At 72.7% G+C, this 21687-nt stretch carries 17 protein-coding genes; 8 read left to right on the top strand and 9 right to left on the bottom strand.

The genetic code is table 11. From position 1 onward, the window contains the following. Positions 1–32: 32 nt before the first annotated feature. Positions 33–737, top strand: a complete 705-nt coding sequence (locus tag ACQPZA_RS06465; RefSeq protein WP_169396317.1) for a hypothetical protein — start codon at positions 33–35, stop codon at positions 735–737. Beyond that, positions 734–3979 (top strand): bifunctional cytochrome P450/NADPH--P450 reductase, encoded by a 3246-nt coding sequence (locus tag ACQPZA_RS06460; RefSeq protein WP_433279248.1) that lies wholly within the window; start codon positions 734–736, stop codon positions 3977–3979. Before ACQPZA_RS06465 ends, ACQPZA_RS06460 begins: the two co-directional genes overlap by 4 nt. A 31-nt stretch (positions 3980–4010) precedes the next feature. Here ACQPZA_RS06460 and selD read toward each other — a convergent pair whose 3' ends face one another. Further along, entirely contained in the window at positions 4011–5045 is a 1035-nt protein-coding gene (selD, locus tag ACQPZA_RS06455) for a selenide, water dikinase SelD (protein ID WP_433279247.1), read from the bottom strand. Positions 5046–5175: 130 nt separating this feature from the next. Here selD and ACQPZA_RS06450 point away from each other — a divergent pair, with 130 nt between their 5' ends. The 5 genes from ACQPZA_RS06450 (at position 5176) to ACQPZA_RS06430 (ending at position 10299) form a co-directional block, all read left to right on the top strand. Beyond that, positions 5176–6009 carry a hypothetical protein gene (locus ACQPZA_RS06450; RefSeq protein WP_433279246.1) on the top strand — a complete coding sequence of 278 codons (834 nt, stop codon included), beginning with the start codon at positions 5176–5178 and terminating at the stop codon, positions 6007–6009. 64 nt (positions 6010–6073) lie between these two features. After that, the gene (gene selA / locus ACQPZA_RS06445; protein WP_433279244.1) at positions 6074–7417 is read left to right on the top strand and encodes an L-seryl-tRNA(Sec) selenium transferase; all 1344 of its coding nucleotides are present in this window, start codon (positions 6074–6076) and stop codon (positions 7415–7417) included. Continuing rightward, the gene (gene selB / locus ACQPZA_RS06440; protein ID WP_433279242.1) at positions 7407–9266 is read left to right on the top strand and encodes a selenocysteine-specific translation elongation factor; all 1860 of its coding nucleotides are present in this window, start codon (positions 7407–7409) and stop codon (positions 9264–9266) included. The genes selA and selB overlap by 11 nt, the downstream gene beginning before the upstream one ends. A 39-nt stretch (positions 9267–9305) precedes the next feature. Then, the gene (locus ACQPZA_RS06435; protein WP_433279240.1) at positions 9306–9719 is read left to right on the top strand and encodes an STAS domain-containing protein; all 414 of its coding nucleotides are present in this window, start codon (positions 9306–9308) and stop codon (positions 9717–9719) included. Positions 9720–10005: 286 nt separating this feature from the next. After that, on the top strand, positions 10006–10299 hold the full coding sequence (locus ACQPZA_RS06430; RefSeq protein ID WP_169396312.1) for a WhiB family transcriptional regulator: 294 nt from the start codon (positions 10006–10008) through the stop codon (positions 10297–10299). A 61-nt stretch (positions 10300–10360) separates the two neighbouring features. Here the strand turns inward: ACQPZA_RS06430 and ACQPZA_RS06425 are convergent, their stop codons facing one another. The 4 genes from ACQPZA_RS06425 to ACQPZA_RS06410 all read right to left on the bottom strand — a co-directional run bounded on the left by ACQPZA_RS06425 (position 10361) and on the right by ACQPZA_RS06410 (position 15520). After that, positions 10361–10807: a hypothetical protein gene (locus tag ACQPZA_RS06425; protein ID WP_433279238.1), complete on the bottom strand. Its 447-nt coding sequence runs from the start codon at positions 10805–10807 to the stop codon at positions 10361–10363. Positions 10808–11133: 326 nt separating this feature from the next. Beyond that, the gene (locus ACQPZA_RS06420; RefSeq protein ID WP_433279236.1) at positions 11134–13326 is read right to left on the bottom strand and encodes a SpoIIE family protein phosphatase; all 2193 of its coding nucleotides are present in this window, start codon (positions 13324–13326) and stop codon (positions 11134–11136) included. 136 nt (positions 13327–13462) lie between these two features. After that, positions 13463–14866 carry an Nramp family divalent metal transporter gene (locus tag ACQPZA_RS06415; protein WP_433279234.1) on the bottom strand — a complete coding sequence of 468 codons (1404 nt, stop codon included), beginning with the start codon at positions 14864–14866 and terminating at the stop codon, positions 13463–13465. 120 nt (positions 14867–14986) lie between these two features. Beyond that, positions 14987–15520, bottom strand: coding sequence for an N-acetyltransferase family protein (locus ACQPZA_RS06410; RefSeq protein WP_433279232.1), 534 nt, complete (start codon positions 15518–15520; stop codon positions 14987–14989). Positions 15521–15560: 40 nt separating this feature from the next. Between ACQPZA_RS06410 and ACQPZA_RS06405 the strand changes: the two genes are divergently transcribed. Further along, the gene (locus tag ACQPZA_RS06405) at positions 15561–16124 is read left to right on the top strand and encodes a helix-turn-helix domain-containing protein (protein ID WP_433279230.1); all 564 of its coding nucleotides are present in this window, start codon (positions 15561–15563) and stop codon (positions 16122–16124) included. Positions 16125–16175: 51 nt separating this feature from the next. Here the strand turns inward: ACQPZA_RS06405 and ACQPZA_RS06400 are convergent, their stop codons facing one another. The 4 genes from ACQPZA_RS06400 to ACQPZA_RS06385 are packed head-to-tail and all read right to left on the bottom strand — an operon-like array spanning position 16176 to position 21684. Then, the gene (locus tag ACQPZA_RS06400) at positions 16176–17972 is read right to left on the bottom strand and encodes an IlvD/Edd family dehydratase (RefSeq protein WP_433279228.1); all 1797 of its coding nucleotides are present in this window, start codon (positions 17970–17972) and stop codon (positions 16176–16178) included. Between the two features lie 18 nt (positions 17973–17990). Next, on the bottom strand, positions 17991–18806 hold the full coding sequence (locus tag ACQPZA_RS06395; protein ID WP_433279226.1) for an SDR family NAD(P)-dependent oxidoreductase: 816 nt from the start codon (positions 18804–18806) through the stop codon (positions 17991–17993). Continuing rightward, positions 18782–20335, bottom strand: coding sequence for a UxaA family hydrolase (locus ACQPZA_RS06390; protein ID WP_433279224.1), 1554 nt, complete (start codon positions 20333–20335; stop codon positions 18782–18784). Before ACQPZA_RS06390 ends, ACQPZA_RS06395 begins: the two co-directional genes overlap by 25 nt. Next, complete coding sequence (locus ACQPZA_RS06385) at positions 20335–21684, bottom strand: hypothetical protein (RefSeq protein WP_433279222.1); 1350 nt, start codon at positions 21682–21684, stop codon at positions 20335–20337. Before ACQPZA_RS06385 ends, ACQPZA_RS06390 begins: the two co-directional genes overlap by 1 nt. Positions 21685–21687: the final 3 nt, after the last annotated feature.

Genomic DNA, 21687 nt, shown 5'->3' with positions numbered 1-21687 from the left:
CCTCGATGCGGTCAGCGGCGCGACGGACGATCGTGACCACGACGGACGGCACCACGGACGGGCCCACCACCGCCGACGCGCGCGGCGCGGGGCACGCCCGGATGGCCGGGGTGTCGGGTGTGGTGTTCGCGCTGCTGTTCACCGCCGGCCTGGTGCTGGTCCACCAGGTTCCGGGGCTATCCGCGCCGGACTCGGACTACGTCGCGTTCTACACGGCCGGTTCCCGGGACGTACTGGTCGCGCTGGGCCTCTACATCGTCCCGTTCGCGGGCATCGCCGGTCTCTGGCACATGATCGCGACCCGGACGCTGCTGCAGGTGCTCCGGCCGGGGTCGTGGTCGCAGATCCCGCACTGGCTGCAGCTGGCCTCGGGCGTCCTGTTCGTCGGCACGCTCTTCACCGGAGCGGCCGCCGTCGGGGCGGTGGCCCTGCTGTCACAGCTCTCCCCCGCTCCCCTGCCACCGCCCGACGTCGCCCGCGCCCTGTCGGCCGTCGGTTACGCGATGGTCTTCGTCTACGGCGTCCGGGCCGCCGGCATGTACATGATCACGACAACCAGGCTGGCCTGGACCGCCGGGCTCCTGCCGCGCTGGGTAGCCGCGCTGAGCTACGTCATCGCGGCGTTCCTGCTGGTCAGCGTGACCTACCACCCCGGAATCCTGCTGGTGTTCCCAGCCTGGGTGCTCGCCGTGAGCATCCTGCTGCTGGTGCGCCCGCCGACAGAAGGGACACCATGAACGCACCGATCGGCATCGACGAGATCCCCGGCCCCCGCGGGATCCCGCTGCTGGGCAACGTCTTCGACCTCGACGCCGCTCACCCCATGGACGCGCTGATACGGATGGCCGACGAGTACGGGCCGCTGTACAAGCTCACCGTCCCCGGTGGCGTGCGGCTGTTCGTGTCCGGCCCCGAGCTCGTGGACGAGATCTGCGACGACCAGCGGTTCGACAAGCAGGTCGGCGGCGGGCTGTCGAACCTGCGCCGGGGCGGCCTGTCGAACGGGCTGTTCACCTCCAGCACCGACGACCCGCTGTGGCACCGCGCGCACAACATCCTGATGCCGCCGTTCAGCCTGCAGGCGATGCGCGACTACATGCCGAAGATGCTCGACATCGCCGACCAGCTGATGGAGAAGTGGGGACGGCTCAACCCGGGTGAGGACGTCGACGTACCCGCGGACATGACCCGTCTGACGCTCGACACGATCGCGCTGTGCGGGTTCGGCTACCGGTTCAACTCGTTCTACCGCGACACCCCGCACCCCTTCGTCGAGGCGATGGTCCGCACCCTCACCGAGGCCCAGACCCGGACCCGTCAGCTGAAGCTCCAGTCGCGGCTGCGGATCCGGGCCCAGCGCCAGGCGGAGGAGGACCAGGCCTTCATGGACAACCTGGTCGACGACCTCATCGCCGAGCGCCGCGCCCAGGGCGACGCCGCCGACACCACCGACCTGCTCGGCCGGATGCTCGTCGGCGTGGACAAGCAGAGCGGGGAGGGGTTGCCCGACGCCAACATCCGCGCGCAGTGCATCACGTTCCTCATCGCCGGCCACGAGACGACATCGGGGCTGCTCTCCTTCGCCGTCAACTACCTGCTCAAGGACCCGGCGGCGATGGACCGGGCGCGCGCGGAGGCCGACGAGGTGCTCGGCACCTCGGCGTGGCCGACGTTCGAGCAGGTGCAGCGGCTGCGCTACATCCGGCAGGTGCTCGACGAGACACTGCGGCTCTGGCCCACGGCACCCGCCTTCAGCCGCACCCCGTACGAGGACACCGTGATCGGCGGCCGGTACGCGATCCCCGCCGGCACGACGCTCACCGTGGTGATCCCGGCGCTGCAACGCCAGGAGTCGGTGTGGGGTCCCGACGCCCACGACTTCAACCCGGACCACATGGCGGCGGAGCGGTTCTCCCAGCTCCCCCCGAACGTCTACAAGCCCTTCGGCACCGGCCAGCGGGCGTGCATCGGGCGGCAGTTCGCACTGCAGGAGGCCGTGCTCGTGCTCGGCATGCTGCTGCAGCGGTTCGAGCTCGTCGACCACCTGAACTACCAGCTGAAGACCAAGACGACGCTGACCGTCAAGCCGGACGACTTCCGCATCCAGGTCCGGCCCCGCACCGACGTGCGCATCGATCGGGCGGCGCCGCCGGCGGCTGCCGACGCGGACGCGCGGACCGGGTCCGCCGCCGCAGCGCCGGCCGCGGCGCCCGCCCCGGTGGTGGCCCGGCACGGCACCCCGCTGTCGGTGCTGTTCGGCTCGAACCTCGGTACGGCCGAGGGCATCGCCACGCGGCTGGCGCAGGAGGGCGCGGAACGCGGCTTCGACGTGACGCTGGGCGCGCTCGACGACCACGTCGACGACCTGCCGGCGGGCGGGGCCGCGGTGGTCGTGTCCTCGTCCTACAACGGGACCCCGCCGGACAACGCGACCGCGTTCTGCCGCTGGATCAGCGGCGCGGGCGACGGTGCCGCCGACGGCGTCACGTACAGCGTCTTCGGCTGCGGCAACACGGAGTGGGCCAGCACCTACCAGTCGGTGCCCACGATGCTGGACGAGCAGCTCGAGGCCCACGGCGGGCGCCGCGTGCACCGCAGGGGCGAGGGCAACGCCGCCGGGGACTTCGACGCGCAGTACCGCGACTGGCACGGCGACCTCTGGTCCGACCTCGCCGCCGCGCTCGACCTGCCTGCCGAGGTCGGTGCCGCGGTCGACACCGGTCCACGGCTGGCGATCACGCTGACCAACCGGCAGCTGACCAACCCGGTGATCATGTCCTACCGGGCCCGCCCGGGACGGGTCACCGAGAACCGCGAGCTGCTGCTGGGCAGCAACGGCAAGCCTGCGGAGCGTTCCACCCGCCACGTCGAGATCGCGTTGCCGCCGGAGATGTCCTACCGCGCCGGTGACCACCTCGGCGTGCTCCCGCGCAACAACATCGACCTGATCCGCCGGGTGATGACGCGCTTCGGGCTGGACGCCGGGCAGTACGTCACGATCATCCCCCGCAGCGGCTCCCACACCCACCTGCCGATCGAGGAGCCTGCGCCCTTGCTCGGGGTGCTCGGCAGCTGCGTCGAGCTGCAGGACGTCGCCGCCCGCGACGACATCGAGACCCTCGCCCGCTACACCACCGATCCCGGGCAGAAGGCCCAGCTCGAGTCCCTGACCGGCGACGACGAGCAGTCCCACGCCGCCTACACCGAGCACGTGTACGAGCCCAACCGCTCGGTGCTCGACCTGCTCGACGCGTTCCCGGCCTGCGAGGTGCCGTTCGAGGTGTTCCTCGACATGCTGCCGCCGCTGCGCCCGCGCTACTACTCGATCTCCTCGTCACCGATGGCGGACGCGGGGGTCGCCAGCATCACCGCGGGCGTGCTCCGCGGGCCGGCCCGGTCGGGGGTGGGCACCTTCACCGGCGTCTGCTCGGGGCACCTGTCGGCCGTGCCCGAGAACGGCACGGCGTTCGTGTTCGTCCGCGAGCCGTCGATCCCGTTCCGGCCGCCGGAGAACCCGCACGTGCCGATGATCATGGTCGGCGCCGGAACGGGTCTCGCGCCGTTCCGCGGGTTCCTGCAGGAGCGGGCGGTCCTGCAGGAACAGGGGGTACCGATCGCGCGGTCGCTGCTGTTCTTCGGCTGCCGCCGCGCGGACAGCGACCTGCTCTACGCCGACGAGCTGCAGCGGTTCGAGCAGCAGGGCGTGGTGCGGGTGGAGAACGCCTTCTCGCGGGCGGACGGGCGCTGCCGGTACGTCCAGGACGCGATGGTCGACTGCGCCGCCGAGGTGTGGCAGCTCCTGCAGGAGGACGGTGTGGTGCTGGTCTGCGGCAACGCCGGCACGATGGCGCCGGCCGTGCGGACCGCACTGCAGCAGATCTTCATGGACCGCACGAGCGCGGGAGCGGCGGACGCCGCGGCCTGGCTGGCCGGGCTCCGCAGCTCGAACCGGTTCCTGGAGGACATCTGGGGCGGCTGAGCCCCGGGGTGCGGGCCGGCGCAGGCCGGGTTCAGCGCAGGGCGATACGGCCCGTACCCCGGCGCACCCGGCCGATCACCGCGGCCGGGTGGCCCAGCTGAGCCACGGCCGCCGGCGCCTGCTCCGGGGCGGCCCCGAACAGCAGGCCGCCGGAGGTCTGGGCGTCGGCGAGCAGCAGGACGTCCAGCTCCGCGAACCGGCCGGGATCCACCGACGGCGCCACCCAGTCCCGGTTGCGCCGTGTGCCGCCCGGGATCGTCCCGGCCTCGGCGAGCTCGCGCGTACCGGGCAGGAACGGAACCGCCGCCACGTCGATCTCCACGTCGACGCCGGACGCGGCCGTCATCTTCGACAGGTGCCCGAGCAGCCCGAACCCGGTGACGTCGGTGCAGCCGGTGGCACCCGCTGCCACAGCCGCCGCCGCGGCGGCGGCGTTGCTCGTGGTCATCGACGCGATCGCCGCCTCCTGCACGTCGGCCGACGCCGTGCCCGCCTTGATCGCGGTGGTGGCGACCCCGACCCCGAGTGCCTTGGTGAGCACCAGCACGTCCCCGTCGCGCAGGCCGGCGTTGGTGAGGATCCGGTCGGGGTGCACCTCGCCCACCACGGCGAGCCCGTACTTGGGCTCCGGGTCGTCCACGCTGTGGCCGCCGACCACCGCGAACCCGTTCTCCGCGCCGATCTCCGCCCCGCCCGCCAGCACCTCGGCGAGCATCGACGTCGGCAGCTCCGACGAGGGCCACGCCACGAGGTTCAGCGCGAACAGCGGGCGCCCACCCATCGCGTACACGTCCGACACCGCGTTCTGCGCGGCGATCCGGCCCCAGGTGCGCGGGTCGTCGACCAGCGGGGTGAAGAAGTCGGTGGTGGCCACCAGCGCGCGGGTGGCGTCCAGCCGCCACACGGCGGCGTCGTCACCGGTCTCGGTGCCGACCAGCAGGTCCGGATGGCTCTGCGGGGTCAGCGTGCGCAGCACCTGCGCGAGGTCTCCCGGTGCGAGCTTGCACGCGCACCCCGCACCGTGGCTGAACTGCGTGAGACGGCGAAGGATCGTGGCGTCGGACATGCTCAGAGACTAGGTCGCCCGGACGGCGGCAGCAGGTGGGACGGAACGGGTGAAACCGCCCATCGCACCAAATCGCCCGTCCACCGATCGTTCGTAGAACTCGCCCGTTCGGACGAACAGGCTACGCGCCGTGACGATCAGCTCCCAGAACTCCGCTCACGGCATCCCGAACGTGCAGAGCCCCGGAAGCAGCAGTCCGTCCCCCGGCGGGGCCTCGTTCGACGTGGTCCGGCGCGGGTACGACCGCGACCAGGTCGACGCACAGATGCGGGAGCTCCGGGACCGGTTGGCCACCGCCGAGGCAGCGCGCCAGGGCGCCGAGCAGCACGCCCGCGCCACCGAGAAGGAGATGCGGGCCCGCGCGGCGGCCCAGGGCGAGGCGCCCATGTCCCAGGAGAGCTTCGGGTTCCGCGCCGAGAAGATCCTCCGCCTGGCCGAGCGCGAAGCCGCCGACGTCCGCAACCGCGCCGCCAACGAGGCCACCGCCCTGGTCGAGCAGGCCCGTGCCGACGCCGAGCGGCACCGGCACGAGGTGGAGCAGGCGCTGATCGCCCGGTCGGCCGAGCTGGACCAGGAGGCGACCCAGCGCAACGTGGCCCTGCAGGAGCGCGAGCAGCAGGCCGCCGCCACCCTCGCGGCCGCCCGCGACGACGCCGCCCGCATCACCGACGACGCCCGGCACGCCGCCGACGCGGTGCTCAACGAGGCCCAGAACCGCGCCGACGAGGTGCGCCAGCGCAGCGAGCAGGACCTCAAGCGCCGGCGCGAGGTGGCCGAGCAGGAGCTGCGGCGCCTCGGGACGCTGCACGAGGGCGTGCGCACCGAGATGGGCAGGCTGCACAAGCTGCTCGGCACCGAGCTGAGCACCAACCCGGACTCCACGGCATTCGCCAACGACGCCGAGGGGGACGCGGAGAGCCGCACCGCACGGCCCACGCCGCGCGAGCGGTCGACCGTCGGCTGACCTGCGCCCCCGGCCACGCACCGCTCGGGATACGGACCACGACGCCTGGTCGTAGGGTGCTGCAGTGACCAGGGTGGACCCGCGCCGCGGGGTACCGCGCACCGACACGGTGCTCGCCGAACCACGCATCGCCGCCGCGGTGGACCGGCTCGGCCGTGACCTCGTGAAGGCGACGGTCGCCGCCGCGCAGGACCGCGCCCGGCGGGGCGAGCTGCCGGTCGACCACGAGGCCGTGGTCGGCGCCGTGCTCGCCTCCCTTCCGGACACCGCCACCGGACTGCGGCCGGTGCTGAACGCCACCGGGGTGCTGCTGCACACCAACCTCGGCCGCGCCCCGCTCTCCGCCGCCGCCCGCGCGGCGCTGGACCTGGCCGCCGGGACCTGCGACGTCGAGCTCGACCTCGGCACCGGCGGACGGGGCCCCCGCGGCACCGCCGCCATCGACGCCCTGCTCGCCGCCGTCCCGGGGGCCGCCGCGGCGCACCTGGTGAACAACGGCGCCGCCGCGCTGGCCCTGGTGGCCGTCACGCTCGCCGCCGGTGGTGGTGACGGGCGCCGGGAGATCGTCATCGCCCGCGGGGAGCTCGTGGAGATCGGTGACGGGTTCCGCATCCCCGACCTGCTCACGGCCACCGGCGCGCGCCTGCGCGAGGTCGGCACCACCAACCGGGTGAGCCGCGCCGACTACGCCGCCGCGGTGGGTGACGACACCGCGCTGATCCTCAAGGTGCACCCGTCGAACTTCGTGGTCACCGGGTTCACCCGTTCCGTCGGTATCGAGGAGCTGACCGGCCTCGGGGTGCCGGTGGTGGCCGACATCGGGTCCGGGCTGCTCACCCCGCACCCGCTGCTGCCCGACGAGCCCGACGCGGCAGGTGCGCTCGCCCGCGGCGCCACGCTCGTCACGGCGTCGGGCGACAAGCTGCTCGGAGGCCCGCAGGCCGGACTGCTGCTCGGTGCCCCCGGCGAGGGGGCCGAGCTCGTGCAGCGGATCCGGCGCCACCCGCTGGCCAGGGCGATGCGGGTGGACAAGCTCACCCTGGCGGCGTTCGAGGCCACCCTCCGCGGCCCCGTCCCCCCCACCCGGGCCGCCCTCGACGCCGACCCGGCCGTCCTGCGCGGCCGGGCCGAGAGGCTGGCCGGATCGCTCACCGCCGCCGGTGTCGAGGCCACCGCGGTCGGGTCCGCCGCCACCGTGGGGGGCGGTGGCGCGCCCGGCGTCACCCTCGCCAGCGCCGCGGTTGCCCTGCCCGAGCGCTACGCGGCCTCTCTGCGGGCAGGCGAGCCCGCGGTGCTCGGCCGGGTCGAGCACGGCCGCTGCCTGCTCGATCTGCGAGCCCTGCCCGTGGAGGCGGACCAGGAGCTCGCCGCCGCGGTGCTCGCCGTGGGAGCAGGTCGTGCCCGGTAACACGGGGGCCCCGGCCGTGGTGGCGACCGCCGGGCACGTCGACCACGGCAAGTCGACGCTGGTCCGCGCGCTCACCGGGATGGAGCCGGACCGGTGGGCCGAGGAACGCCGCCGCGGCATGACCATCGACCTGGGTTTCGCCTGGACGGAGCTCCCGTCGGGAGCCACCGTGGCGTTCGTCGACGTCCCCGGCCACGAACGCTTCGTCACGACCATGCTGGCCGGGGTCGGGCCGGTGCCCGCCGTGCTGCTCGTCGTGGCCGCCGACGAGGGGTGGATGCCCCAGTCGGCTGAGCACGTCGACGCGCTCTGCGCCCTCGGTGTGCGGGACGGTCTGCTGGTCATCACCCGCAGCGACCTGATGGAACCGGAGCTGGCCCGCGACGAGGCGCTGGAGCACCTGGCGGGCACGCCACTGGCCGGGCTGCGCACGGTCTGCGTCTCGGCCGCCACCGGGGCCGGCATGGACGAGCTGCGCCGCGCGCTGGACGACCTCGTCAGTGCCCTGCCGGCCCCGGACGCCGCGGCGGACGTCCGCCTCTGGGTGGACCGGGCGTTCACCATCCGCGGCGCCGGCACCGTCGTCACCGGCACTCTCGGCGCCGGCCGCATCCGGGTGGGCGACGAGCTGGAGCTCGCCACGGCCGACGGCGTCCGGAGCGTGAGCGTGCGTGCCCTGCAGAGTCTGGGCGCGGCCGTCCCGGAGACGCGCGGCGTGTCCCGGGTGGCCGTGAACCTGCGCGGGTTGCCCCGGGAGGCCGTGGCGCGTGGCGACGCGCTGCTCACACCGGGCGCCTGGCTGGCCACCGACCTGCTCGACGTGCGCCTGCACGGGGTGCGGGCCGCCGGCTCCACCGATGCCGGCGAGCTGCCCGAGGAGCTGAGCCTGCACATCGGCGCCGCGGCCGTCACGGCCCGGGTCCGCCCGCTCGGCCTCGACACCGTGCGGCTGCGGCTGCGCCACCCCCTCCCGCTGCGGATCGGCGACCGCGCGGTGCTGCGCGACCCCGGACGCCGGTTGGTCACCGCCGGGGTGACCGTGCTGGACGTGCGGCCGGCGCCGTTGCGCCGCCGGGGCGCCGCCGCCCGGCGTGCCGGCGAGCTCGCCACCATGACCGGTGTCGCGTCGGCCGCGGCCGAGCTGGGCCGCCGCGGGTTCGCACGGCGGGCGGAGCTGCTCGCCATGGGCGTCACCGTCGCCGACCTCGACACGACCGCGCGCGGCGCCCCCGGGGCAGCCGGCTGGCTGGTGGACCCGGGGCGGGCCACCGAGATCGCGGCCGAGCTGGTGGCCGCGGTGACGGCCCACGACGACGCGGACCCGCTCGACCCCGGACTGCCCACCGAAGCCGCGCGGCGCGCCACCGGGCTCCCCGAACCACGTCTCGTCGAGGCCGTGCTCCGGCACGCCTCCCAGGTGGGTCCCGACCCCGGCCTGGTGCTGCGCGACGGGCGGGTCGTCCGCTCCGCGGCGCGCTCCCTCCCCGCTCCGGTCCGCGCCGCGATGGACGCGCTGCGCGCCGATCTGGAGCGCAGCCCGTTCGCCGCACCCGAAGCCGCCCGGCTGACCGAGCTCGGCCTGGGGCCACGGCAGCTCGCGTCGCTCGTCCGGGCGGGCGAGCTGATCCGGCTCGCGGACGGGGTCGTGCTGCTTCCCGGGGCCGACTCGCTCGCGGTGGAGGTGCTCGGGGGCCTCGGCCCCGAGTTCACGCTGAGCGCGGCTCGCCAGGCCCTCGGCACGAGCCGCCGGGTGGCCGTGCCGCTGCTGGAGCACCTGGCCGGGACGGGCCGTGCCGTTCGCACTCCCGAGGGAGGACATCGACTCGCCCGGGCACAAGATGATGCCTGAAGTGGCACACACGCCACCGGGGTCCTACCGTGAGCGTCGATGTCCGAGACTCGTGAGAACCTGCCGTCCGACCCGCCCTCGACCCGACGTGGGGGCGACGTCGACGACCAGATCACGCTCAGCCACACCACCCCCTCGCCCGGCCAGGTCGTGATCGAGGTCGGGGGTGAGGTCGACATGCTCACCTCACCCCAGCTGCGTACCGCCGTGGTCGAGCAGTTCGACGCCGAGGCGGGCGTTGAGCTGGTGGTTCTGGCGCTCGACGGGGTGTCCTTCCTCGGCACCAGCGGGCTGGCCGTCCTGATCGAGGTGCGAGAGGCGGCCCACACAGCCGGGGTCGGGCTGCGTCTGGCGTGCACCGCACGTCGCGTGCTGCGTCCGCTGACGATCGCCGGGCTGGTCCCGTTGTTCGACATCCACACCTCGGTCGAGCAGGCGTTGTCCGCCACGTAGGGCTGAACGTGTGACCCGGTCACACATGTGACCTGCATCACACTCGTTCGAGTGGTGCAGGAGCCTCCCCGGAGCGGGAACAGGCGTACAGACCGTCAACATGGGGTCTGACCTGCTCGAACAGCCGAGCAGTCGCTCTTGGGAGCGCTGCGGCGACGCGGATTTCCGCGCCGGAGCCGCGTCTGCGGTCGAGTCGTGTCCGAATCTTGGTGTTTGGCCCCTCAACCATGAGGGAACGAGCACCTCGATCGCCCGGTGCGTCGGGCACGAACGACAAGAGGTGACGATGAGCGACGTATCCCGGCTTCCCGGCCCGATGGACCACGCATGGCAGTGGCAGCGTTTGGGGACCTGTCGGGGAATGGACAGCGCCGTGTTCTTCCACCCGGACGGAGAGCGCAACCCGTCGAGAGCTCGTCGGACCGCGCAGGCCAAGGCGGTGTGCCACCGCTGCCCGGTCATCGAACAGTGCCGGGAGTTCGCCCTGCAGACCCGCGAACCGTTCGGCGTGTGGGGCGGCCTCGCCGAGTCGGAACGCCGGGTGATCCTGGAGCAGCGCGGGGTACCGCTCGCCAGCTGAGCGATACCACCGTCGAATCGAGGGGGGCGGTCCTGCCGGGGCCACCCCCTTCGTCGTCCGCTCAGGCGCTCTCGTCGCCCACGACGGACAGCTCGAGGCAGCGGTACCGGAGCAGCGGGATGCCGTAGACCTGCGCGATGCGCTGCGCCGCCCGGTTGACCACGGTGCGGCCGGCATCGGACGGAGCCGGGTTCGGCGCCAGGCAGTACACGCCCGGCTCGGGATCGAAGCCGACCAGCTCACTGATCGCCGCGACCACATCCTGCTCGGCCCAGTGGCCGAACGGCGGGCGCAGCCCCAGGCGGTGCAGGTGCAGGCCGGGCAGACCCAGCCGGTCGACCTCGGCGCGGACGTCGTCCTGAGCGTCGCCGTAGCCGTCGACGTAGTCGTCCAGCGCCTCGACCACGGGTGTGCCCACCCGTTCGTCGTCACCCACCACCAGCAGGTCGACCTGTGGGAACTCCTCCACGAGCCGCGCGAGGTCGGACTCCGGCCGCAGCAGCTCCATCGGGCTCACCGCGACGGCGACAGCCCGCCGGTGATGCGAAGACACAGGTGTTCGACCGATGACGGACGGTGCCGCCACCGGTCCGGAGAAGGGCATCTCCGAAACCGCGACCATCGAGAACGTCCCCCTAGACGCGTGCTGACCCCTCGCCCCCCGAGGCGCCTCTCTTTCTATTGAGAATTGAACCGTAGGCTTCTGACGGCTGCTCGCTTCCCGGCAGTTCGAACGACAAGCGGCGCGCCGCGGTACGCCAACGGCCTCTACCAGCGGGTAACCGCCGGGGGACCAATGGTTCAACCGTTCAGCGATTCGGAGTATCCGGCCGATCAGTCCAGTCGCACAGCGAGTAACGCCACGTCATCCCGGAGGCGCTGCGGAATGCAGGCATCCAGTACCTGTTCCACCACGGCCTCCGGATCGGAGCCGGGGGGCATCGCGGCGAGGGTGCGTTCGAGCAGCTCGGTGCGCTCGTCGGCGTCCTCGCCGGCGACGTCGGTGAGGCCGTCGGTGTAGAGCAGCAGGATCGACCCGGGCGCGCAGCGCAGCGCGGCCTCGGTGCGGCCGGAGCCCTCGGGCCTGCCGAAACTCCGGACGGCCCCGATCATCGGCGAGCTGTGCTCGTCGAGCCGCAGGAGCTTCCCGTCCGGGGTGAGCAGCAGCGGGGCGGGGTGCCCGGCGTTGGCGTACCGCAGCAGCCGGTCGCTCCCGCCGTCGAGCGGTTCGATCCGGGCGTACACGGCGGTGGCCATGGCCGCCATCTCCAGGCCCTGCACGAGCTGGTCGCAGCGGTCCAGCACCGACCCGGGCGAGCCGCCGTCCCAGGCGTAGGACCGGACGACACCGCGCAGCTGTCCCATGGCCGCCGCCGCCCGCAGGTCGTGCCCGACCACGTCACCGACGGCCAGGCCGAGCGCTCCGCCGGGCAGGTTCAGCACGTCGTACCAGTCCCCACCGACCTGGTTGCCGTCGACACCGACCAGGTAGCGCGCCGCCACCCGCACGCCCTCGACCTCGGGCACGGCAGGCAGCAGGCTGCGCTGCAGCGTGACGGCGGCGGCGTGCTCCACCTCGTAGAGCCGCGCGTTGTCGACGGTGAGCCCGGCCCGGCCGGCGATGTCGGTGGCCAGGTGCAGGTCCCGCGACCCGTACCGGCGCCCGTAGGGATGCTGGGTGACGAGGGTGAGCGCGCCCAGCACGCGGCCGCGGGCCCGTACGGGCACCACCATCACCGAGCGGAGCCTCAGTACGTCGTACACGGCCGCAGCCGCCGGGTCGTCGGGGTAGCGGTCGATGCCGCGCTCCGGGAGCTCCGACACGAGCACCGGGCGCTCTCCGGCGAGCACGCTGCCGGTGTCGCTGCCGCTGCCCGCGTGATAGTTGCGCAGCCTGCCCAGCTCGCGCAGGCGCGCCTCGTCCGCGGGCTCCCTCGCCGCGACGGCGATGCGCTGCGGCGGACCCGAGCCCGGCCGTTCCAACAGGTCGACGGCACAGAGGTCGGCCAGCCCCGGCACCAGGCTGCGCGCGAGCCGCTCGCACGCGTCCGTGACGCCCAGCGCGCCGGTCATCTGGGTGGTCGCCTCGGCCAGCAGGCGCAGCTCGCTGCGGGCGTGCTCGGCCTCCGCCAATGCAGTGCGGCGCTCCTGCTCCACCATCACCCGCTCGGTGACGTCGTTCTGCACGCCCACGAAGTTGACCAGCCGGCCGTCCCCGTCGAACACCGGGGAGATCGACACCTGGTTCCAGAACGCGGTGCGGTCGCGCCGGTAGTTCAGCAGCACCTCGGTGACGGGCTCGCGACGCCGGAGAGCCTCGCGGATCCGCTGCACCGCCGCCGGATCGGTGTTCGGCCCCTGCAGCAGCCTGCAGTTGCGGCCCACCACCTCCTCGTAGGTGTAGCCGGTGAGGCGGGAGAACGACGGGTTGACCCAGATCAGCGGGTCGGAGTCCTGCCGCGGGTCGGTGATGGAGAACGACATGTCCGTGGCGACGACGGCCCGGTCGCGCAGCATCTCCAGCCGCCGCCGGGCGGCGTGCTCGGCCCCCGTGACCTCGAGGAACACGACCAGCGCGAGGCCCTCCACGTCGGTGTCGAGATCGGACGGCACCACGGCGTCGGACACGCCGGTGAGGCTGAAGCCGGTGACCCACAGCAGCCTGCCCTCGCTGGCGTCCCGCTGGGCACAGGTCACCGACGAGCCACGCCGCACGGCGTCATGCACCGCCACCGGCTCCCCGGCGACCGGTACCCCGCTCGCCACGAGCGACAGCGGTGAGGTCGTGTCGCTCATCCGCATGCCGCCGAGGTCGGTGAGCCCCGCCGCATCGCCCCAGCGGTCGATGTCGACGGGCAGCCGCACCCGGTTGCCCGTGAGCTCCACGGCCCCCGCGTTGGCGTAGACGACCTGTCGTCGCTCCCGGTCGATCACGAGGATCGCGGCGGGGGCGCGGTCAAGCACCTGCGGAAGATCCACTACCGGGTGCACCGTCCCCGCGCCTGCGAGGTGTCCTCCGTCCTCCACCCGACCAAGCGTAAGGGCAGCCGCGCCACGGCGCGCCCCGATGCGCGACCCGTCGGCGGGATTAGGGGGTCCCGTGGATCTTCAATCGCGACAGCCGCGCCCAGGCGCTCACCGACCAAGATCCACGGGACACCCCCTAACCGATTCCGACCCCGAAGACCTGCAGCAGGGTGTACACGCCGAGCAGCCCGATCGCGATGCTGCTGACGACGAGCAGCCCGTTGAAGACCGAGCCGCCGTAGAGCCGCGGGTCGGTCTCGGTGCGCCGCAGGTACCAGACCGCCACCACCGTGGCCACGAGGAAGACCCCGGTCATGACGCCGCCGATCTGCACCATGAGCACCGGCGACTGGATCGTCAGGTACGCCACCGCCCAGAGGACCGGGAGCACGACGGTGAAGACGCGGATCCAGCGGAGCCGGGCGACCGGGTCCTGCCAGTCGAGCACGCCCATCGTGGCCAGCAGGTTGACGTACATGCGCGACCAGCTGGGGATGGCGGCCCACATCGTCGAGCCGAGGACGGCGATGGCACCGACCAGGAAGACGATGTTCGCCCACTCGCCGAGGGTGTCGGTGTAGATGCGGGACAGCGTGGTGATCATCCCGTTGCCCTCGGGCACGAGCCCCTGCGGATGCAGGACGGCGGCACCCATCAGGTAGAAGGCCAGCGTGCCGAACGTGTAGACCACCCAGGAGACCAGCGCGTCCTTGTACATCACGCGGATCCAGCCGTTGGCGCGGCGCGCCCACTCGTCGCTGCCGTCGTTGGGGCCGGTCCAGCGTGCGTAGCCCTTCTCGATGCACCAGTAGGTGTAGAAGGTGATCTCGTCGGCGCCGACGCCGGTGATGCCGAACATCGCGAGCGCGGCGCCCAGCGCGCCCGCGGGGATGAGGAACGTCAGGCCGCTGCCCACGTCGCCTGCGCTGTAGGCGAACGGGGTGAGGGGAAGGCCCAGCGCGATGACGATCGTGACGAAGGAGAAGACCACCACGAGGAAGACCGCACCGCGCTCGATCAGCGAGTAGTTGTTCGAGTACAGCAGGGCGATGCTCCCGACCGCGAGGAACACGGTCCAGATCAGCAGCGACCGGAACTCGAGCGGTTCACCACCGATCGGCATCAGGATGCTGAACGCGACGGCGGTGCCGCCGATGATGCCGCCCAGCTGGAGCAGCTTCGTGAGCGCCAGCACCATCCAGAGGATGTTCACCCAGCCCATCCGGCCGAGCCTGGGGGGCACCCTGTTGTAGCCGGTGAGAGCGGGCTGACCGGTGGCTATGGTCCACCGCGCGAGCTCGACCTGCACCGCCACCTTCACGAACGTGCTGAAGATGACCAGCCAGAGCAGCGCGAAACCGACCTCGGCGCCGAGCGTGGTGGTGACGATCAGCTCGCCCGACCCCACGATGGACGCGCTGAGGATCAGGCCTGGGCCGAGGTACCGGAAGCTGGCGCGCCAGCCCACCGGCGGCTCCTTGATCCCCTCGGGCGTGAGCGTGTAGGGGTCCGTACGGGCGGCCTCGGGTGTGGTGGACATGCATCGGCTCCTTTGCCGGTGGTCCCCGTCGACGTCGACAGCGGAAACCGATGATGGACAGACCCGGCTGGTCGGGTCAATGCACCATCCGCACCACGGACGGACATTTGCCTCGCGGGTTCACCTGAGCTCGGCGGGCGGACCCTCATCGGTGCCGATGGTGCGTTGGACGAAGGCGACGTCGTGCCACCTGCCGTGCTTCCAGCCGAGGCGGCGGAAGGTCCCGACCTCCTCGAACCCCATGGCCCGGTGCAGGCCGACGCTCGCGTCGTTGGGCAGCGTCATGCCGGCGACGGCGGTGCGGAACCCTCGCTCGGCCAGCCGGGCGAGCAGCGCCTCGTAGAGGACACGTCCCCCGCCGGTACGCCGCCGCCCGCGCTCCAGGTAGACGCTGACCTCGCAGGACCAGGCGTACGCCTGCCGCGACCGGAACGGGCCGCCGTAGGCGTAGCCGACCACGCGGCCCTGCTCCTCCAGCACGAGCCAGGCGTGGGTGCGCACGGCGTCGGCGATGCGCCGGGCCATGACCTCCGGTTCCGGCGGACGGTCCTCGAAGGAGACGGCGGTGTCGGTCACGTACGGGGCGTAGATCGCCGCGCACGCCTCGGCATCGGCCTCGCAGGCGTCCCGGATCGCGGCGGCCACAGCAGTCATGGCGATCATAGTAAGCAGAGTCACTCCTATAGTGGCAGTCGTGAGTGACCCCCTGTCCGAGTCCCTCGCAGCCGCCCTCGCCGCGGCCCGCCGCGAACGCGCCCTCTCGGTCACCGCGCTCGCGGAGCGCTCCGGCGTCTCGCGGGCGATGATCGGCAAGGTCGAACGCACCGAGGCGCAGCCGACTGCCGCGCTGCTCGGCCGGCTGTCGGCAGCGCTGGGGATGACGCTCTCCGAGCTGGTCGCCCGCGCGGAGGGCGACGGGCGGCGGCTCGCGCGAGCGGCGGAGCAGCCGACGTGGACCGATCCCGGGACCGGCTACCGGCGCCGCGCGGTCTCACCGGTGAGCGGAGGGCCGCTCGAGCTGGTGGAGGTGGAGCTCCCCGCGGGTGCCGAGGTCTCCTTCGGCGCCGACACCTACGCGTCGCGCCACCAGCAGATCTGGGTGCTGGAGGGCATGCTCGTGTTCCGGGAGGGCACCACGGAGCACGAGCTCGCCGCCGGCGACTGCCTGCAGCTCGGGCCGTCGGCCCCCTGCACGTACGCCAACCGGACGCGCGAGCCGGTGCGCTACCTGGTGGCGCTGAGCAAGCGCCCAGGCTGACCGGCGGCCAGGGCTCCCGCAGCGGGTGCGCGGCGGGAGCCCGGTCGACCGTCAGTGGTTGTCGCGGGGCACGCCCATGGTCTGGGCGACGCGCTGGTAGGCCACCGCGGGCTTGAGCACCATGCCGCCCGACAGCTGGTCGACCATCGAGCGCTGGATCTCCTGCCACGGAGTCTGCGACGGAGGGATCGGGTACCCGCCTGCCTCCGTCAGCTGCCGGCGGCGCTCCGCCAGCTCCCCGGCGTCGATGAGGATGTCGGCCGTGCCCTTCTCCAGGTCGATGCGCACCGTGTCGCCGGTGCGCAGCAGCGCCAGGCCACCGCCTGCCGCGGCCTCCGGGGAGGCGTTGAGGATCGACGGCGAGCCGGAGGTGCCCGACTGGCGGCCGTCGCCGATGCACGGGAGCGAGTGGACGCCGCGCTTGATCATCGCCGCGGGGGGCTGCATGTTGACCACCTCGGCCGAGCCCGGATGACCCAGCGGCCCCCCACCTCGGATGACCAGCAGGCAGTCCTCGTCGATCTCGAGGTCGGGGTCGTCGATGCGGGCGTGGTAGTCCTCCGAGCCGTCGAAGACGATGGCGCGGCCCTGCAGGATGTTGGGGTGGTCCGGGTCGCTGAGGTAGCGCTCGCGGAACTCCGCCGAGATCACGCTCGTCTTCATGATCGCGCAGTCGAAGAGGTTGCCGCTCAGCACGAGGAACCCGGCGTCGTCGACCAGCGCGTGGTCGAAGGTGCGGATCACGTCGCGGTCGGTGGCCACGGTCGCGGCGCAGTTCTCCCCGATCGTCGCCCCGTTCACCGTGCGGGCGCCCTCGCGGATGAGACCGTGGGCCATCAGCTCGTTGACCACGGCAGGCACGCCACCGGCGCGGTGGAACTCCTCGCCGAGGTACTTGCCCGCCGGCTGCAGGTCCACGATCAGCGGCACGGTGAGCCCGATCCGCTGCCACTCCTCCATCGCCAGCGGCACGCCCACGTGCCGCGCGATCGCGGTGATGTGGATGGGCGCGTTGGTGGAGCCGCCGATCGCGGAGTTGACGACGATGGCGTTCTCGAAGGCCTCCCGGGTGAGGATGTCCGACGGCTTGAGGTCCTCGTGCACCATCTCGACGATCCGCCGGCCGGTGGCGTGCGCCATGCGGGCGCGGTCGCGGTGCGGCGCCGGGATCGCGGCGCAGCCGGGCAGGCTCATCCCGAGCGACTCGGCGAGCGCGTTCATCGTGGACGCGGTGCCCATGGTGTTGCAGTGCCCGGGCGAGGGCGCCGAGGACGCCACGAGCTCCACGAACTCCGCCTCGTCGATCTCCCCGGCGGCCAGCATCTCCCTGGCCTTCCAGACGATCGTGCCCGAGCCGGTGCGCTCGCCGTTGTACCAGCCGTTGAGCATCGGGCCGCCGGACAGCACGATCGCCGGGATGTTCACCGTGGCCGCCGCCATCAGGCACGCCGGCGTGGTCTTGTCACAGCCGGTGGTCAGCACCACCCCGTCCAGCGGGTAGCCGTAGAGCACCTCGACCAGCCCGAGGTAGGCCAGGTTGCGGTCGAGCGCCGCCGTGGGGCGCTTGCCGGTCTCCTGGATGGGGTGCACGGGGAACTCGAACGCGATGCCGCCCATCTCGCGGATGCCCTCGCGCACCCGGTCGGCCAGCACGAGGTGGTGGCGGTTGCAGGGCGACAGGTCCGAGCCGGTCTGGGCGATGCCGATGATCGGCCGACCCGACTGCAGCTCCTCCCGGGTGAGCCCCCAGTTCATGTACCGCTCGATGTACAGCGCTGTCATCCCCGGGTTGTCCGGGTTGTCGAACCACGCCTGGCTACGCAGACGCCGCGGCTCGTCGCCGTTCATGCAGGGCTCCGATCGTCCTCAGGGGGTGAGCTGGCCGCCGTTGATCTCGAGCACCTGGCCGGTGATGTAGCCGCTCATCGCGGGCGAGGAGAGGAACAGCACCGCGCCGACGCACTCGTCGGGCCGTCCGGGACGGCCCATCGGGATGCCGCTGACCATGGCGTCCATCTGGGCGTCCGAGGTGTGCCGCTCGTGGAACGGGGTGGTGATGATGCCCGGCGCCACCGCGTTGACGCGGATGCCGTCGGTGGCGAGCTCCTTGGCGAGGCCGCGGGTGAAGGTGCTGACCGCGCCCTTGGACGTGGCGTACGCGACCGACCCGCCTGCGCCGCCCGTGCGCGCGGCCACCGACGTGACGTTGACGATCGAGCCGGCGCCCTGGCCGCGCATCACCGGGATGGCCTGGCGGCTCGTGGCGAAGACCGACGTCAGGTTGATGTCCATCACGCGGGCGAAGTCCTCGTCGGACATGTCGGTGATGGGGATGCGGTGCAGGAGGTCGCCCGCGTTGTTCACCAGCACGTCCAACCGGCCGTGCCGGGAGACGACGCCGTCCACGAGGGCCGCCGCCGCGGCGGGCTCCGCGAGGTCCGCCGCCGCGCTGGTGGCCGTGCCCCCTGCCTCCTGGATCGCGCTCACGACCTTCTCCGCCCCCTCGCGGTTGCGGTTGTAGTGCACCACCACCCGCGCGCCGAGGCCGGCGAAGCCCTCGGCCACGGCCGCGCCGATCCCGCTGCTGGCGCCCGTGACGAGCACGACCTGGTCACCGAAGTCGAGCATTCCGTCTCCCATCACATCGCCGCCGTCCATCACATCACCGCCCCGAGCTGCCACGGCACGAACTCCTCCTGGCCGAAGCCCAGCTCCTCGCTGCGCGTCCGGCGCCCGGACGCGGTGTCGAGGATGAGCTGGAACAGCTCCCGGCCCACCTCCTGCACCGACGCCGAGCCGTCCACGATCACCCCGCAGTTGAGGTCCATGTCCTCGGCCATCCGCTCGTACATCTCGGTGTTCGTGGCGAGCTTCAGGCTGGGGGTGGGCTTGCAGCCCAGCACCGAGCCGCGTCCGGTGGTGAAGCACATGACCGTGGCGCCGCCCGCGACGATGCCGGTGACCGAGACGGGGTCGTAGCCGGGCGTGTCCATGAACGTGAAACCCCGGTCGGTGACCTTCTCGGCGTAGCCGTACACGGCCGTCAGGTTGGTCGTCCCGCCCTTCGCCACGGCGCCGAGCGACTTCTCCAGGATCGTGGTGAGGCCGCCCGCCTTGTTGCCCGGCGAGGGGTTGTTGTCCATCGACCCGTTGTTGGCGGCGGTGTAGCGCTCCCACCACCGGATCCGCTCGACGAGCCGGTCGGCGACCTCCGGGCTCACGGCCCGGCGCGTCAGCAGGTGCTCGGCGCCGTAGATCTCCGGCGTCTCCCCGAGCACCGCGGTGCCGCCGTGGCGCACCAGCAGGTCGACGGCGGCACCCAGCGCCGGGTTCGCGGTGATGCCGGAGTAGGCGTCCGAGCCACCGCAGTTGAGGCCGAGCACGAGCTCGCTCGCCGGGACCGTGGTGCGGCTCACCTCGTTGGCGGCCGGGAGCATCTCGAGAAGCGCCTTGGTGCCGGCCCGCACGGTGGCAGCGGTGCCGCCCTGCTCCTGGATCGTCATCGTGCGCACGGGCGTGGCGGGGTGGATGGTCCACTCGTCGGCGACGCCGGAGATCTGGTTGACCTCGCAGCCCAGCCCGAGCATCAGGAAGCCCGCGAAGTTCGGGTGCTCGGCGTAGCCGGTGAGCGTGCGCTGGAGGACGGCGAGGCCTTCGCCGTCGGCGGCCATCCCGCACCCGGTGCCGTGGGTCAGCGCCACGACGCCGTCGACGTTCGGGAAGTCGTCGAGCAGCCCGGGCCTGCGGAACTGGTCGGCGATGAGCTTGGCCGTGGTGGCCGAGCAGTTCACCGAGGTGAGGATGCCCAGGTAGTTGCGGGTCGCGACGCGGCCGTCGGCCCGCACGATGCCCTGGAAGGTGGCCCGCTCCTCGTCGGGCACCAGCTCCGTCGGCGTGACGTCGGCGCCGACGGCGTAGTCGCGCTCGAACGCCTTGAACTCGACGTTGTGCGTGTGCACGTGGTCACCGGGCTCGATCGCGACCGTGGCAAACCCGATGATCTGGTTGTACTTGCGGACGGGCTCGCCCACCGCGATGGCGGCGGTGGCGACCTTGTGTCCCCGGGGCACGGCCTGGCGCAGCGTGAGACCGGCCGCGGCCGTCCCCTCGTCGAGGTCGCGGTAGGCGACCACGACGTTGTCGGCGGCGTGCAGCCGCACGCCGATCTCCTCGGCGGACCCGACATCCTCGTAGGGTTCTGCCACGGTCATCAGCTCTCTCCGGTGGTGGTCGGGGCGGTGGAGGTCGGGGCATGGGTCCCGGGCAGCAGCCGCCCGTCGGAGTCGAAGGCCATGGGCACGGCGTCACCCGTGATCTCCAGGCCCGGGTGGTCCAGCACCTGGTCACGCAGCGACTCCGACACCCACAGGTGCTCCAGGTCCAGCGTGTTGCGCATCCGCACCAGCGTGACGCCCTCGAAGTCGGGGCGCCCGCAGGTGAGGATCGCGGCGGCGATGGTGCTGCGGTCGTCCGGCATCGCCATCGGGATCTGGGCGCGCTGCGGACCGCCGAGCCCTGAGGTCATCGCGTTGATGTAGACGCTGCGCAGGTCGAGCCGCTCCAGCAGCCGGAACGGGACGAAGTCGGCGAGCCCGAGCCCGACGGCGTTGCCGTGGGAGGCGTCGCTCACGTCCAGCACCGCGATGTTGCTGATGCGCGGCCGCTCGAACTCGGCGCTGCCGCGGATCATCATCCGCCCGATCACGTTGGTGTCCATGCCGGACCCGGAGAAGTTCTTCCCCATCAGGTCGACCACGGCCACGTCGATCTCGTCGAAGGGCAGCGTCGCCATCCGCCGCTTGGCGTCGGCCAGCAGCGCCGTCTCCGCCGGACCGCCGATGTCCCGGGCGTCGAGCAGCTCGATCCGGGCCGCCCGGTCGCCGGCGTTCTCGATGATGGCCAGGCCGCCGAGCACCTTGCCCGTCTCGATGATCCGGCCGGCCACCTGCGGGACCCAGACACCCAGGTTCGCCGGACCGAACCGGTGGATGCCCTCGGCGCCGCGCTGCTTCCCCAGCCCGATGGCGATGATCTTCGCGAGGCCGCTCTCGATCTCGGCGGAGAAGTCGGTGTGCGCCTTCACCCGGTTGACCGCGAGGATGCCGTCGGCCTTGGCCGCGTTGGCGTCGAGGTGCACGGCCGGGCCGCCGGGCAGGCGGTCCAGCTCGACCGTCTCCATCGTGGCGCGGATCGGCATGCCGAGCGACTCCTCGGTCATCCCGAGGTCGGCCAGCATCTCCACCTGCCCCTCGGCCGTGGCACCGCCGTGCGAGCCCATCGCGGGCACGACGAACGGCTCGGCACCGGCTGCGCGCAGCCACTCCCCCGCAGCGCGGACCACCTCGCGCTTGTCGTGGATGCCGCGGCTCCCGGCGGTGATCGCCACCGTCATGCCGGGGGTGACCCGGGCCCGCAGCGGCTCCAGCGCGGAGGCGGTGGCCGCCGCCACGTCCTCGACGCGCGTGGCGTCGAAGTCCTGCCGGACGGGCAGCAGCCGCGGGAAGGGCGCATCGAAGTGCAGGGTGCGCACCGCCTCGAACGGGCCCAGGTCAGCGGACACGGC

Origin of the sequence: Pseudonocardia xinjiangensis (assembly GCF_050948425.1) — a bacterium.
Classification (GTDB): Bacteria; Actinomycetota; Actinomycetes; order Mycobacteriales; family Pseudonocardiaceae; genus Pseudonocardia; species Pseudonocardia xinjiangensis.
This window is presented reverse-complemented; position numbering and strand designations above follow the sequence as displayed.

Bases quoted from the DNA above. Each gene is read 5' to 3' on its own strand.
- ACQPZA_RS06460 (WP_433279248.1), top strand. From the start codon at position 734: ATGAACGCACCGATCGGCATCGACGAGATCCCCGGCCCCCGCGGGATC.
- selD (WP_433279247.1), bottom strand. From the start codon at position 5,045: ATGTCCGACGCCACGATCCTTCGCCGTCTCACGCAGTTCAGCCACGGT.
- ACQPZA_RS06435 (WP_433279240.1), top strand. From the start codon at position 9,306: ATGTCCGAGACTCGTGAGAACCTGCCGTCCGACCCGCCCTCGACCCGA.
- ACQPZA_RS06430 (WP_169396312.1), top strand. From the start codon at position 10,006: ATGAGCGACGTATCCCGGCTTCCCGGCCCGATGGACCACGCATGGCAG.
- ACQPZA_RS06425 (WP_433279238.1), bottom strand. From the start codon at position 10,807: ATGGAGCTGCTGCGGCCGGAGTCCGACCTCGCGCGGCTCGTGGAGGAG.
- ACQPZA_RS06415 (WP_433279234.1), bottom strand. From the start codon at position 14,866: ATGTCCACCACACCCGAGGCCGCCCGTACGGACCCCTACACGCTCACG.
- ACQPZA_RS06410 (WP_433279232.1), bottom strand. From the start codon at position 15,520: ATGACTGCTGTGGCCGCCGCGATCCGGGACGCCTGCGAGGCCGATGCC.
- ACQPZA_RS06400 (WP_433279228.1), bottom strand. From the start codon at position 17,972: ATGAACGGCGACGAGCCGCGGCGTCTGCGTAGCCAGGCGTGGTTCGAC.
- ACQPZA_RS06390 (WP_433279224.1), bottom strand. From the start codon at position 20,335: ATGACCGTGGCAGAACCCTACGAGGATGTCGGGTCCGCCGAGGAGATC.